Raw genomic sequence first — 13,575 nt, forward strand, 5'->3', positions numbered from 1 at the left:
TCCAGGAGTGAATGAGACGTGAGTTTCTTCGACAGGCTGAAAAAGACGCTCTCAACGAAAATAAGGAACAAGGCAACGATAGACACCCTTATGTTCCTCTTTATCTGGATTACCCTCACCTCCCTTCTCTCGGTGAACTATTTTCCCTTCAAGCCGCTCTCGATATCTGACGTGGCCCCCTTTGACATCGCCGCTCCACGATCCATCGAGAAGGAGGACAAGGCCGGCACCGAAGAGGCCAAAATGAAGGCGGCCAAAGAAGTAAACACTGTTTACAGCATCGATACCACAATCAACGCGAAAGTGCTCAAGAGCATCGAGGATTCGTTCGCAGGAATCGCCGAGATCCAGAAGGTCATCAAGGGAGATCTCCAGGACGGCAGGGATGAGGCAGTCCTGGAGATCCGCCAGAAAATCCCCATCCCCATGGCGGAAAAAACTTACACCACCCTCATGAATGCCGATCCTGAATTCCTGGAAAATAACATGAAGCTCACCGTCATGAATATTATCCGCGGCGAGATGGAAAAGGGCATCAAGGATGAGACGCTTATGATCTCGATAAAGAAGGCAAGGGAGAAAGCCTCGGCCCTCAGAATTCCCTCCGACTACATCGCCGCGATTTCAGATATGCTGGGTAACGCCATGAAGCCCAACATCATCGTTGACTGGAACGCCACCATCAGGGAGCAGCAGAGAAGGATTGCCGAGGTGAAGCCCATCACCTTTGAGATCCCCAAGGGCCAGATTATCATCAGGAAAGGTGAGCTGGTCACCCCCAAGCAGATTGAGATACTCGAGGAGATGGGCATCTACAGGCCCAACATTGACATAGAGGGCCTTGCGGGGGCTGCCATCCTCGTGGTGATAGTCATTCTTATCGTGCTCCAGTACCTGAAGCAGCACCAGCCCAAGATTTTCCAGGATGACCGCCTTCTCTTTCTGCTGAGCATCATCGTCGTGGCCGTTGCCGTCATCTCCCGGTGGTCCACAAAGATATCCGGCTTCCTCACGCCCATTGCAACGGCTTCAATCCTCGTGACCATGCTGATGGATTACCGCCTTGCCCTTTTTATTACAGCATTCCTGAGCATACTTATCTCCATATTCACCGGCAACATCGCTCCCGGGGCCGTGGCCCTGATTACCGGCACCGTGGCCGTCCTGAGCGTTTCAAAAGTGACCCGGAGGTGGGATCTTATCACGGCCACCCTGATCGTCGTCGTGACCAACATTCTCTCGGCAGGCGTCTTCAGCCTCATCAACAAGGAATCCCTCAAGATGATATCGATAAACTCCTTCATATGGGGAGGCCTCAACGGGACCTTTTCCTGCCTTGTGGCGATCGGCGCCATGCTCTTCATCGAGAACCTCTTCTCCATCACCACCAATATAAAGCTTCTCGAGCTCTCAAACCCCGCAGAGCCTCTCCTGCAGCGCCTCCTCATCGAGGCGCCCGGCACCTACCACCACAGCATCATAGTGGGAAACCTCGCCGAGTCTGCCGCGCAGGCCGTGGGAGCCGATCCTCTCCTCTCGAGAGTGGGAGCCTATTACCATGACGTGGGAAAGCTGAAAAGACCCTATCTTTTCATCGAAAACCAGCTTGGCATGGAAAATCCCCATGAGAAGCTGGCTCCGTCCCTCAGCACCCTCATCATCATATCCCATGTCAAATACGGCCTGGAGCTTGCCAAGCAGTACCAGCTCCCCGAGCCGATAACGGATATCATCGTGCAGCACCATGGCACCTCGCTGGTGGCCTACTTCTATCACCAGGCCAAGATGAAATGCACCGAGTCAATCATTGAAGAGGATTTCCGCTACCACGGCCCGAAGCCGAAAACCAAGGAGGCCGCCCTCATCATGATAGCCGACTCGATAGAGGCTGCCGCCCGCTCCCTCTCACAGCCCAACACCAACAGGATTGAGAACCTCGTCACGCAGATCATCAATGACATGCTCAAGGACGGCCAGCTTGACGAGTGCGAGCTCTCCTTCAAGAACATCAACGACCTCAAGAAGTCATTCATAAAGACCATGAACGGCATGTATCACACGCGTATAGAATACCCTGAAAAAATCGAGAAAGACATCTCAGACGCGGCAAAGGTAAGAAAGCTCTATACCTTTGCGAAGCCGACCAACAAGCTTTCTCAAAAGTAGACCGGGGGATGGAAGATGACAACGATAAAAATTCTCGTGGACACTGAAGGCTCACCAAAGGGGCGCTTCAAGACCTTTGCGCGGACCATCGCAAAAAAAATTCTGGAAGAGCTCTCTCTTCCCTTTCCCTGCGAGCTCTCCCTCATGCTGGTCGATGACGAGACCATCAGAAGGCTCAACAGGGAGCACAGAGGAAAGGACACCCCGACTGACGTGCTTGCCTTCCCTATGGAAGAAGGCCATAAGATGCTCCTGCCCCCGGGGAAAGGGGTCCGCAGGCTTCTCGGCGACGTGGTGATCTCTCTGGAAACTGCCCGCCGCCAGGCAGAGGAGCATTCTCACCCGGTAAAAAGGGAACTGGCAATCCTCATTGCCCATGGAATACTTCACCTGAGGGGATATGACGACGATAAGCCGGGAGAACGCGCGGCGATGGAAAAGCGCTCGGGGGAGCTTTTGGAATCGCCTGCAGTATCCTCATCCATCCCGTAGCCTGAAAAATCCTATGAAACAGCCGCCGATTCTGGATACGATAAACTGCGCCATCAACGGGCTGATTTATGCCCTCAAGACGGAGAGGAACCTCAAGATTCATGTGGTTATCGCCATCCTGGTGCTCCTCACCTGCCTGTGGATCGATATTGACCGGAGCGACCTGATGTTCATATTCTTCTCCATCACCCTGGTCCTCATGGCAGAGACATTCAACACGGCCGTGGAGGCCATCGTGAACCTCCTCACGCTCTCTCACCACCCCCTCGCAAAAATTGCAAAAGATGTCTCTGCAGGCGCCGTCCTCGTCACCACGGTAAACGCCCTCGCTGCCGGCTATCTGATCATTCTTCCCGCCATAAAAAAGCCAATTCTGAGCGATGTGATAAACAAGATAAAGCAGCAGTACACCCATGCCATAGTCATTCTGATAGTACTTATCCTTATTGTGGTGATGATCTTTAAATCCATGGGGGGAAGGGGGAGCTTTACAAGGGGAGGGATTGTGAGCGGCCACGCGGCGCTCGCCTTTGCCGCAAGCACCGCGATCCTGTGCATCACAAGGAACGTACTAGCCACGTCACTTGCCTTCATGCTGGCCCTCCTTGTGGCGCAGAGCCGTGTGGAGGCGAAATTTCACCGCTGGCTGGAAGTGGTGCTGGGAGCCCTTATCGGTATCCTTGCAAGCCTCGTGGTCTTCGCCCTCTTTTCGAACCTGAAGCTCATTTTTCTCTGAGCCCTCTTTCACAATTTTGCCTCCATATGGTATAATAGGACTGGAAAGTGAGGACGATATTTTTTGGACGACTCTGAATCGCACCTGCTACTGGTGATTGTCCCTCTGTTAATCCTGGTAGCAATGGCATCGATAGTACATACTACTTTACTTCTCATCAATAGGTCGAGGCTCAAGCAGCTTGTCGGGGAAGAGATAGAAAACGCTGAACTCCTCAGCGAACTTCTCAATACTTCCCTTGATGTGGTGCTTATTGTAAAGATTCTTCACGGGGTGCTCATCCTCATGCTGGGAATCGCCGTGGGGTTCTGGGCAAAAGAGGCCTCGTCGCTCCCCGTTCTGTCAATTCTGGGAATTATTGCGCTCGTCGTGATCTTTTTCATCCTCGCTGAGCTCATCCCATGGGAAGTGATCCCCGGCAAGGCCGAAAAAATAGCATTGAAGATGACGCGCCTTCTCTTACTCGCCAGGAAGATCTCCACTCCTTTCCTCAAGGTCTTTCTTTTCATGATCTCGCCAATCACCAGGATCTATGGCAAAAAGGATTCCAAGGGGACCGTCACGGAGGACGACCTGAAAATGATGGTGGAAGAGGCTTCAGAGCAGGGAATTCTTGAAGAAGAAGAAAAAGAGATGATCCACAGCGTTTTTGAGCTCTCCAACACCATAGCGAAGGAGATCATGGTCCCCCGCCTGGACATGGTGTCAGTGGAGCTGAAGACACCTCTCACCAAGGTGCTTGACACGGCGATGAGCCATGGCTATTCCAGAATCCCTGTCTATGAGGACTCAATTGACAGGGTCGTGGGTATTGTCCATACCAAGGACCTCCTTGCCCTGCTGAATGAGAAAAAAATGGACATGCCCCTCAAGGAGATCATAAGGCCCGCCTTTTTTATCCCCGGAAGCAAGCGGATTGACGAGATGCTCCGGGAGATGCAGAAGGAAAAGATAGCCATGGCAATCGTGGTGGACGAATATGGAGGCACCGACGGCCTGGTGACTATAGAGGACATCATAGAGGAGATCGTCGGGGAGATCACTGACGAGTATGACAAGGATATCACGCCCGTAGAGGAGATGGACGACGGCACCTATCTCATCGATGCCAAGACCATTATCGAGGATGTAAACGACCAGCTTGACATTTCGCTTCCCACCGAGGAATTCGAGACAATCGGCGGTTATGTGTATGGGCTCACGGGTCATATTCCCACGGCGGGGGAGACACTCCACACCGACGGCATCACCATCACGGTGGAAAAGATCCTGCGCCAGAGGATCACAAAGCTCAGGATTAAAAAGGATGTACAGGAGCCTGCCACACCCGTCAGGGGCAGCAGGGAATCCACCTGGGCACCCTAGTCATTGACCTCAAAGGCCACTTTCAGGCTGTCGGGATGCCTCACCATCTCGAAGGCTTCTTCCCAGTCCTCCAGGGGGAACCTCGCCATGAGAAGTGGCCTTACCTCAATGAGGCCGCTCGCGAGCGCCCTTATGGCGGGAACAAAGGGACCGCACCTTGAGCCTATCACGCGCAGCTCTCTCACGACGATCCCGGTGAGATCACAATCCATCTTGTCTGCAATGGTGCTCTTCAGCACAAGACATCCCCGCGGCGCGATGAGGGTGTTTGCCACGTGAAAGCCTCCTGGCGAGCCGCTGCACTCGACTATCACGTCAAAGCTCTCTCTCTCAAGGTGGCTCTCTGCTCCCTTGAGGGACTTTATCTTCACTCCGGAACTGTCAAATCCCTCAAAAAAGAAGGCCGATATTCCCATCCATTCAAGGATGGAGAGCTTCTTCTTGTGCTTGCCCAGCAGGATCACCTCGGCACCGTTCATCCGCATCACCTGGGACACCAGAATGCCGAGCTTTCCGTCGCCGATTATCGCCACCCTGTCGGTAGGCTTCACCCATATGCTTGTCACTATGTTGAAGGCCGCGGCGAGGGGCTCTATGAAGATGGCCCTGTCATTGCCAATCTCGTCAGGCAGCACGTGGAGGTTCTCCTCGGGGAGGGTCACGTAATCGGCGAAGCACCCGTCCTTACCCTGGATTCCTATCACGCTGCGGCTGGTGCAGTGCTCCTTTATGCCTTTGCGGCACTGGGGACACTCGCCGCACCCGATGTTTATCTCCCCGACGACCCTTTTCCCGATGAGGGAGTGATTGGTAGCATCCTGGACTATCCCCACGAACTCATGGCCCAGCACGCCTTTGAAATCCCTGTATCCCATGAGGATCTCCTCATCAGTTCTGCAGATCCCTGCAAGCTGGACCTTGATGAGAGCCTCGCCGTTTTTTCGGGGTGGGAGAGGGTACACTGGTAGGAGAGAGAGCTGCCTGTCAAAGTATAACGCCCGCATAATTCCCCCTTGTCACTACATCGATTCGCTTCTTATACTCCAGAGCCTGCCGGACAACCTCATGGCATGGTATCAATCACTGCCGAATTCCTGATACCTGTCCAGGGATCATGGAATTCACCATGGGTGCCAGTATAGACTAATTCTACCACTTTAGGCTCTCTCCTCTATGCCATGGAGGTGAGCACCATCCCGCCGCGAGGAAGGAGAATGGAAGGTCCTCCAGGAATAAGTTTTAAACTCTGCACAGGGAGCACCCATGTGACCCTTCCTGACTCTTCCCTTCACCCCTCTCCCCGCGGGGAGAAAGCCCCCGTCAATGATGCCCTCACTGTTCCCTCTTTCCTGCTGCTTTTCTTGCTGGGGACCATGCTTCGCCTGTACCACCTGGGGTGTCACAGCCTGTGGGCCGATGAGGGATTTTCACTGTTCGCGGCAAAGATGAGCCTCCCCGCCCTTGTGGAGTTCATCACCCGCTTTGATGCCCACCCGCCCCTTTTCTACGTGGTGCTCCACTTCTTCACCACCCTGGGAACAAGTGAGGCCCTCATGAGGGTTCCTTCATTTCTTGCAGGAACAGGGGCGCTCCTTGCCGCGGCATATCTCGCCAGAGCCCTGTACAACAGGCATGTTTCCCTTATGACCACCTTTTTCGTTGCGATAAGCGCATCGCTGGTCTATACGGTACAGGAAGCAAGGATGTACCCCATGCTCTCCCTGCTGAGCCTCCTCGCCGCGATCTTTTTCATAAGGCTCACAAAGAGGTTCTCTTACAGGGACACTCTTATCTATGGCTTCCTGCTCATTCTCTGCCTCTACACCCACTACCTCGGCTTCTGCGTCATCGCCTCCCACGGGCTCTCCCTCATGCTGCTCTACAGGGATTCCCCCTCAGCAAAGGCTGCCGGAGCCGCCATGGCAGCGGCGGCACTCTCTTTCACGCCGTGGCTCCCTCACCTTGTGGTGCAGCTCTCATCCCACCAAGGCCCGACGGCCCTCGTGTTTCACCCGGTGCAGATCATTCAGTTCTTCACCGCCGCCTTCGCCGGCTTCACATTTCTCGCCCCTCCCTGGACGGCCCCCTTCCTGCTCGTCATCTTCCTTGCCCTGATAGTGCCCCTCACAGGCATCATTGCATGCCGGAGCAGGGACACTTCACTCCTTTTTCTCTTCATCATGACTGCCCTTCCCCTTGTTTTACTTGTCATAGTCTCTTTCACAGGGCTGAGGCAGCTCTTCTCGGTGAAATATCTCTCGTACACGGTACCTTTCTATTTTATGATTCTTGCAGCGGTACTTGACAGGCTGCGGGCCAGGGGGCTGAGGCATTATGCCCTCCTCTTCCTGGCAGCATACATGCTTGTCAATGCGGGCGCCCTTTACAACTGGTACTTCATACCGGGATTCCAGAAGCAGCGGTGGAAGGAAGCCATCACCTATGTGAACGCCCAGGCAGGGCGCCACGATGCCATGCTTATCCAGGATTTCTTCCAGATTTATTGCCTCCGGTACTATCTGGCGCAGGACGCCTCAATATACATGGTACGCCCCGGTGAAATGCCCGGGCCCCTGGAAGAGATAGCACGCTCCCATGAAAGGATCTGGTACATTGCCTCCTGCGGCTGGCGCATCCGCGATCCGGAGCTTGTGATCCCGAAGTGGCTTGACACCCATATGGAAAACGTGAGCGCCGTGAGCTTTGAATCAATGGAAGGCAGCTATTCTGACGTGCTGGTGCTGCTTTTCAGAAAGCCTCAGGGGGGGAGTGGAAAGCCTCCTTCCCCATAGGACGGGATTACCTTTTCACGAGAATCTTCTGGGCTTTTCGCAGGATCTCTTTTTCATTGAGGTACGTGAGTTTTTTATAGGCCTCGCCGAGAGTCAGCCAGATCACGTCATCGACTTCACCGTCGCGGGGGTAGAAATTCTCCTGGATAACCGGCATGAGAAAGAAATAGACCGTCTTGTGGTAGAATACATTAGCCTCTTTCCAGTAAAAATGGTAGCTTATCTCGTCAATCTTCTCGCGCACCTCGGTAAGATGGCCCGTCTCCTCGGCTATCTCCCTGCGGGCCGTCTCCTCGAGATTTTCACCAGGCTGGAGCCGTCCCTTGGGGAGCGCCCATACGCGCTTATCCTTCTTGGCGATGAGACATACCTTGATCCTCTGGCCCTCCTTTTTATAGACCACTCCCCCCGCCGATATCTGCCGCTCTTCCCGCTCTTCGGGACAAAGGTCGTCAATGAGGTCCTTTTCATGCTGGAGAGAGCCTTCGTCAATGCCTGCGGGAGGCGGGGCCGGGGCCTCCTGCGGCGCGTGGAGGGGTGTCTCAGGAGCTTCAGGCTTCACTTTCGTGATGTCTTCCAGCAGCATTGCCCTCTGGAGCGCAGCCCTTACCGCCTTGATATCAATCTCGCCCTTGCTCGCTCCCTGGGGGGATCTTCCCTGGTTGGGTGACAGGCTCTTGCTTGATTCCTTTTCCAGGGCTTCTCTCGCAAGAAGCTCGGCTTCCCTGTTTCTGAGGGCATGGATCTGGATAAACTCCAGGGAGAGGCCTTTGGAGAGCGCCTTTATCTGCTCCAGCAGCCCCACGAGCTCGTCGCCCTTCACCTTGTAGATGCCTGTCATGTGCTTGATAAGGGGCTCGTTGTCGGAGAATATCTTGACGCGGAAGGCATTCATCGAGCGCATTTCCTCGATTCCCCTCAGCAGCGCCCGAAACTCCGCCTGGGCCGTCGTTGAGACCCCGATGTATTCGCCGATCTTCTTGACCACTCTTCCCCAGTGATCACAAATGATGACTCCCACGCCCGCAGGACCGGGGTTCCCGCGGGAGCTTCCCTTGATATACATTATTACATTGGCTGACATACTGCTAAACCGGCACTCTTTCCCTGGCTTTCAGAGACGCTATGGCGCAGAGGGCTATGGAGTTGAGCTTTGTTTTCATGTCGTCTGCCCTGCTCGTGAGCACAATAGGTGCCCGGGCGCCCAGGATGATACCGGCAGATTGACAGTCCGCAAGATACATGAGGGCTTTGTAAACGACGTTTCCCGATTCGATCTCGGGGAACAGCAGGATATCGGGATCGCCTGCCACGGGGGAGTCTATGCCCTTTATCTTTGCAGATTCAGAGGAGATGGCATTGTCAAAGGCAAGGGGGCCGTCAACGATGGCATGCTTTATCTGGCCGCGCTCCGACATCTTGGAGAGGCATGCGGCATCATAGGTGCAGGGCATCTTGGGGTTTACCGTCTCCACAGCGCCCAGGACAGCCACCTTGGCCAGGGGCACCTCGAAGATGTCATGGACAAGCTCTATCACGTTCTGGAGAATCTGCACCTTCTGATCGAGAGTGGGAGCGATATTCATCGCCACGTCGGTGAGGAAAAAAAGCTTGTGATACCGCGGTGACTGCATCGCAAAGGCATGGCTCATTATGGTGCCTTTCCTGAGGCCCACATCCTTGTCCAGCACTGCTTTGAGAAGGCAGTCGGTGTGGACATTCCCCTTCATGAGAAGGGCCGCCTCTTTCCTGTGCACCAGTTCGACAGAGCGCTTCGCCGCGCTGTCGTGATCGGCCACGTCCAGGATCTCCACCTTTGAGAACCCCATGCCGATCTTCTTCATCTCATCTTCAATCAGCTTCTTGCTTCCTACAAGAATAGCCTCAGCCACATCCTCTTCGATGGCGTGCTGTATCGCCAGAAGGGACGACTCATCTTCCGGAGCGACAACGGCTATTTTCTGAGAGGGACATTTTTTCGCATAGTCAAGCACATCCTGCATGGATTTGATCATACCCTGCCTCCTGTCTTGTGTAGCAGCCTCAATGACTACCGGTGATGGGGAATGACAGGGTTTTCAGGCTTTCTATGCGAAAATCCCTGTCAGACTTTCTGGAATATCATTATATATTCGTGCTTGAATACATAAAAACCCTGCTTGAGGGCTCGGTACTTCCAGAGATTCCCCTTCTTCCCCTTGCCCTTCTCATTCCCCTGAATGTCCTTCACGTTGATAGCCTTGAGCTTGAAGCCCACACGGCGACACATGTTCATGCACTCAAATCCCAGGGGAACCCACTCGCCCTTGGCATACTTGTCACCTATCACCAGGGTCATGAAACGCCGGTTCTCAAGCACCTGATGGGCATGCCTCACCACCTGTTCAAAACGCTTGATAAACTCTTCTCCGGTGGGGGCACAGGCAAGATCACGGGGATCGTCGTTGAACTGGATGATATCCCAGTAAGGAGGGTGAAGGACCACGTGCTGCACATTGGTTCTTCCCAGATCTTTTATCAGGATCTTCACTTTTTCAAGCACCGTCGGCGATGTTGAGTCTCCATTGACGAGGCTTGTCTTGATATTATGGGGATTTGCCGCCTCCATGATCCTCTCATGGGAGCTTCTCACCACTTCGTGGTTGAGTTCAACCCCTATGCCATGCCTCCCGAGATGGCGGCACTCTATGAGGGTTGTTCCCATCCCGCTGAAGAGATCGAGCACCAGCTCGCCGCGCTTGGTAAACCTTGTAATCACCTGGTAGGCTATCTGGGGCACAAAATTGCCGTGGTAGTCTCCCACGTGGGGGCCTGTCCTGTCCCGGGCGCCTAAAAGCCAGAGGCTGTCAGTGATAATATCACCCAGATATTCTTTCCATCTTGACATGTCGATGTCTGAGAACGATGGATTGGCGTAGGGACGCCTTATTCTTCCTGGCATCTTTTCCTGAGCCCTTGCTGGTGGACTCACCATCTCGGGCAGAAGCATTTCTCTTGGCATTAAATGTCCTCCTTTTTCCAAGCAATAGTTCCCGGTATGGAGCTTCACTCACAATCCGGGATCCCTTGACTTTTCCAGGAGTGACCGGTTCAAAATGAACCTTGAGAGAGGGCTTGGGTGAATGGCTGAGGAAAATAAATGGACAGGCTGTACGCAAAGAAGTGCAGGCGTTAAAGCCTGCCTCTTGCTGAGGAATGTTGTTGCGAGATGAGTATTCTCTTTTTTTTCAGGAATTCCTTCCTGGAGTGTTCTCTGTGCTCTCAGAGGCAGAGGGTCACTTGGAGAGCTCCTGAACAATGGTTTCCACAAGGGATTCAGGCACTTCATCCGTCATGGCCACATGACCTATGCCCCATGGGAGCACGAAACGGACCTTTCCCTTTTTTTTCTTGTCATGCTGGAGCGCGCTCAAAACGGCTTCACTGTCACAATCTCTGAGCTTCACGGGAAGGGCCCATGCCTTGAGAAGGTTCACCACCCTCTCGGTCACCTTGTGATTGATTCTGCCCATCCTCTCGGCAAGAAGGCATGCCCCTCTCAGGCCGATCGCCACGGCTTCCCCGTGGAGATACTTCCTGAAGCCGGTTGCTGTTTCAATGGCGTGCCCGAGAGTATGGCCCAGGTTCAGGTGAGCCCTGATCCCCTGCTCCCGGGGATCGTTCATGACCACCGAAGCTTTTATTGATGAGGTCTGAAAAATAATCTCCTCAAGGGCCTCTGCCCTGCCGGATGCCTTGTCAAGAAGCTCAAAAAGCTCCGGCGAGGCAATAAGGGCCGACTTGATCACTTCTGCCATGCCGCAGGCAAGGTGCCGCTTCGCGAGGGTTGCCAGCAGATCAGTATCGGAGATGATAAGGCGGGGATGGTAAAAAGTGCCTATCATGTTTTTTCCCTGCCGGTGATCGACTCCGGTCTTCCCCCCTATGCTCGCGTCAACCTGGGCAAGAAGGGTGGTAGGGATCAAGACATGAGGGATACCGCGCATGTAGGTTGACGCCACAAAACCGGAGATATCACAGACAACTCCTCCTCCAAGGCCTATCAGCGTGGAGGTTCGCTCCATGCCGCAGTCCACTAGGAGATCCAGGAGCCTCTGAGCCCATGTCATTGTCTTATAACGCTCACCGTCAGGAATTTCCGTATAATAACAGAGATATCCCGCCTCCTTGAGAGAGAGGGCAAGCTTTTCCCCATAGAGTGGGCCTACCTTCCTGTTGGTGACGATGAAGAGAGGGCCTTCAAGGGAAGCCTCCCTCAGCAGCAGGGCGGTCTTTTCCATCAGAGCAGCGCCGATATAAAGCTTTGTCGCCGATGAGGGGAGAGGGCAGATGATTTCCAACTGGTGCATGATGAACTCCTTGCGGTTTATTCTCCCCAGTACCTTCGCGCCCGGGGGAGGCGTTACCTCCTGCCCTGCACTCTCTGCAGCGGCCCTTCCTGCCCATAGGCTTCAACTGAGATCTATTTCCCCTATTTGCGGCAAAGAAAAAGGTTTTCCTTTCAATACCGCCAATTTTAATCGTATAGCATCTTCTAAGGAGGTATCCTATGAATAAGCCGCGCCTGCCACTCAGCCTTTTTCTCGTTCTGCCCCTGCTCCTGGGGCTCATAATAGCAGGATGTTCAAATACCACCAGCGATTCAGCCTTCAATTACATTGGAGAGACGGTTGTCACGCCCTCGCCCACGCCTTTAAGCCCCTATCCCTCGTCGAGCGAGGTGCTTGCCTATTATTTCCCTTCGGATATTGTGAACAAAATGAAGGCCGATTCGGCGCCTTTCATCGCCCAGTACGGCGGGCTCAACGTGATGAGCACCTCCATGTACGGGAGAGCCTTTATCACAGGCACGGCCAGCATCAAGGACGTCTTCGACGCGAGAATACCCCAGAACTACACCATATTCCAGAGATATGCCTATGACAACTTCGGCATCAAGGCGACGCCCTACTTCTATGAGCGCTACGCCGAGGCCGCCAACAAGTTCATCCAGGAGTGCGGCTATGATGCCGTCATTTTTCACCCTGACGAGCTCCATCCCGTTTTCACCGATCCCACCACCGACACGTGGATGCTGCTCCGCGACTGCCCGACGAACAGCGCTGACATTTTTTACAGCACCCGCGTCACCGACAGGAAGATCGCCATTCAGGGAGGGGTGGAGATGAAGATGATGACTGCTACAGATCCCCTTTACAGCAAGGACTGGATGTATTACGTCCCGAACAATGTCAACGATTACACCCCCTATGCGGCACCTTCAAAAGCTCAGGAAGTTCAGGAGAAGCTCACCTTTGCCACAAGCAACTACGCGCCTCAGGATGCCTCGGCAGATGCCCTCAATAAGCGCGTGTCACTTGGCATCGTGGAATCTCCCTTACTCTCAAACAAGACTATCCAGGTGGGGGGATGGAAACAGGCGAGCCTTGCCCAGGACATGGTGACAAGCGGCATTTCATTCCGCAATAACCCCAATTCAGGCACCTGGGGTGGATGGGGCCTCTATGTGCTTGCCCTTGATGCCCGGTACTGGACCGAATGAGCCCGAAAAGCCAGTGAGCTATATCTGGAGCCTTTTCACCGAAGACTTCTGATGGGGCTCGCTTTTCAGCTTCTCCTGGTCCTTGTCGTCCCGGGCCGCATAGATATCAGGGCTCTTTTCCAGTTGCAGCTTGAGAGATTCCAGGGCATGGCCGCCCTTGGAGTAAGCGATGGCATAGCCTTCCATCTGGTTGGTGAGGCGGTGGTGGGCTCTCAGCCGCGCTTCAGGCTCACCTTGAGTAGGTTTTTCAAGAGTGGCAACGTCAAAAAGCTCTTTGGGCCTGATGACGGCAATATAGTGATGTTCTGTCTCCTGCCATTCATATACCTTCATGGTATCCCCTCTTTCCCTCTGGTTTCTCCTCTCTCTATTCGAGATTCCCCCCTAATATCCTAGGTATTCAATGATTTTTCCTCATCGGGGGGCCGGCCCTGCAAAAAAGGATTCGCGGGAAAAAAAGATAAATTTAAACAATATCAGGG

12 protein-coding genes are annotated in these 13,575 nt (G+C 53.8%); 6 read left to right on the forward strand and 6 right to left on the reverse strand.

What is annotated here, in order from left to right; all coding sequences use genetic code 11:
- Positions 1-18: 18 nt before the first annotated feature.
- From RDV48_05220 to RDV48_05235, 4 genes are all read left to right on the forward strand, one after another.
- Positions 19-2,166, forward strand: a complete 2,148-nt coding sequence (locus RDV48_05220) for an HDIG domain-containing protein (GenBank protein ID MDQ7822177.1) — start codon at positions 19-21, stop codon at positions 2,164-2,166.
- Between the two features lie 15 nt (positions 2,167-2,181).
- Complete coding sequence (gene ybeY, locus RDV48_05225) at positions 2,182-2,658, forward strand: rRNA maturation RNase YbeY (protein MDQ7822178.1); 477 nt, start codon at positions 2,182-2,184, stop codon at positions 2,656-2,658.
- Positions 2,659-2,671: 13 nt separating this feature from the next.
- The gene (locus RDV48_05230) at positions 2,672-3,394 is read left to right on the forward strand and encodes a diacylglycerol kinase (protein MDQ7822179.1); all 723 of its coding nucleotides are present in this window, start codon (positions 2,672-2,674) and stop codon (positions 3,392-3,394) included.
- A gap of 63 nt (positions 3,395-3,457) precedes the next feature.
- Complete coding sequence (locus RDV48_05235; GenBank protein ID MDQ7822180.1) at positions 3,458-4,759, forward strand: hemolysin family protein; 1,302 nt, start codon at positions 3,458-3,460, stop codon at positions 4,757-4,759.
- On the opposite strand, the gene RDV48_05240 is transcribed toward RDV48_05235, so the two are convergent.
- Positions 4,756-5,763 carry an alcohol dehydrogenase catalytic domain-containing protein gene (locus RDV48_05240; GenBank protein ID MDQ7822181.1) on the reverse strand — a complete coding sequence of 336 codons (1,008 nt, stop codon included), beginning with the start codon at positions 5,761-5,763 and terminating at the stop codon, positions 4,756-4,758. The two genes, RDV48_05235 and RDV48_05240, sit on opposite strands and share 4 nt — an antisense overlap.
- Before the next feature lie 261 nt (positions 5,764-6,024).
- Between RDV48_05240 and RDV48_05245 the strand changes: the two genes are divergently transcribed.
- On the forward strand, positions 6,025-7,551 hold the full coding sequence (locus RDV48_05245) for a glycosyltransferase family 39 protein (protein ID MDQ7822182.1): 1,527 nt from the start codon (positions 6,025-6,027) through the stop codon (positions 7,549-7,551).
- Positions 7,552-7,558: 7 nt separating this feature from the next.
- Here RDV48_05245 and RDV48_05250 read toward each other — a convergent pair whose 3' ends face one another.
- From RDV48_05250 to aroB, 4 genes are all read right to left on the reverse strand, one after another.
- Positions 7,559-8,635 (reverse strand): NUDIX domain-containing protein, encoded by a 1,077-nt coding sequence (locus RDV48_05250; protein ID MDQ7822183.1) that lies wholly within the window; start codon positions 8,633-8,635, stop codon positions 7,559-7,561.
- Positions 8,636-8,639: 4 nt separating this feature from the next.
- Positions 8,640-9,566 carry a bifunctional enoyl-CoA hydratase/phosphate acetyltransferase gene (locus RDV48_05255; protein MDQ7822184.1) on the reverse strand — a complete coding sequence of 309 codons (927 nt, stop codon included), beginning with the start codon at positions 9,564-9,566 and terminating at the stop codon, positions 8,640-8,642.
- A gap of 89 nt (positions 9,567-9,655) precedes the next feature.
- Positions 9,656-10,552 carry a DNA methyltransferase gene (locus tag RDV48_05260; protein MDQ7822185.1) on the reverse strand — a complete coding sequence of 299 codons (897 nt, stop codon included), beginning with the start codon at positions 10,550-10,552 and terminating at the stop codon, positions 9,656-9,658.
- Between the two features lie 274 nt (positions 10,553-10,826).
- The gene (gene aroB, locus RDV48_05265; protein MDQ7822186.1) at positions 10,827-11,900 is read right to left on the reverse strand and encodes a 3-dehydroquinate synthase; all 1,074 of its coding nucleotides are present in this window, start codon (positions 11,898-11,900) and stop codon (positions 10,827-10,829) included.
- 200 nt (positions 11,901-12,100) lie between these two features.
- On the opposite strand from aroB, the gene RDV48_05270 reads away from it, so the two are divergent.
- Entirely contained in the window at positions 12,101-13,093 is a 993-nt protein-coding gene (locus tag RDV48_05270; GenBank protein MDQ7822187.1) for a hypothetical protein, read from the forward strand.
- Positions 13,094-13,111: 18 nt separating this feature from the next.
- Here RDV48_05270 and RDV48_05275 read toward each other — a convergent pair whose 3' ends face one another.
- Positions 13,112-13,426 (reverse strand): hypothetical protein, encoded by a 315-nt coding sequence (locus tag RDV48_05275; protein MDQ7822188.1) that lies wholly within the window; start codon positions 13,424-13,426, stop codon positions 13,112-13,114.
- Positions 13,427-13,575 lie beyond the last annotated feature (149 nt).

The sequence above is a fragment of the Candidatus Eremiobacterota bacterium genome, from assembly GCA_031082125.1.
Taxonomy (GTDB): Bacteria; Vulcanimicrobiota; CADAWZ01; order CADAWZ01; family Ess09-12; genus Ess09-12.

Excerpts from the sequence above, each read along its gene's own strand:
- ybeY (MDQ7822178.1), top strand. The coding sequence starts at position 2,182 with ATGACAACGATAAAAATTCTCGTGGACACTGAAGGCTCACCAAAGGGG.
- RDV48_05230 (MDQ7822179.1), top strand. The coding sequence starts at position 2,672 with ATGAAACAGCCGCCGATTCTGGATACGATAAACTGCGCCATCAACGGG.
- RDV48_05240 (MDQ7822181.1), bottom strand. The coding sequence starts at position 5,763 with ATGCGGGCGTTATACTTTGACAGGCAGCTCTCTCTCCTACCAGTGTAC.
- RDV48_05250 (MDQ7822183.1), bottom strand. The coding sequence starts at position 8,635 with ATGTCAGCCAATGTAATAATGTATATCAAGGGAAGCTCCCGCGGGAAC.
- RDV48_05255 (MDQ7822184.1), bottom strand. The coding sequence starts at position 9,566 with ATGATCAAATCCATGCAGGATGTGCTTGACTATGCGAAAAAATGTCCC.
- RDV48_05260 (MDQ7822185.1), bottom strand. The coding sequence starts at position 10,552 with ATGCCAAGAGAAATGCTTCTGCCCGAGATGGTGAGTCCACCAGCAAGG.
- aroB (MDQ7822186.1), bottom strand. The coding sequence starts at position 11,900 with ATGCACCAGTTGGAAATCATCTGCCCTCTCCCCTCATCGGCGACAAAG.
- RDV48_05270 (MDQ7822187.1), top strand. The coding sequence starts at position 12,101 with ATGAATAAGCCGCGCCTGCCACTCAGCCTTTTTCTCGTTCTGCCCCTG.
- RDV48_05275 (MDQ7822188.1), bottom strand. The coding sequence starts at position 13,426 with ATGAAGGTATATGAATGGCAGGAGACAGAACATCACTATATTGCCGTC.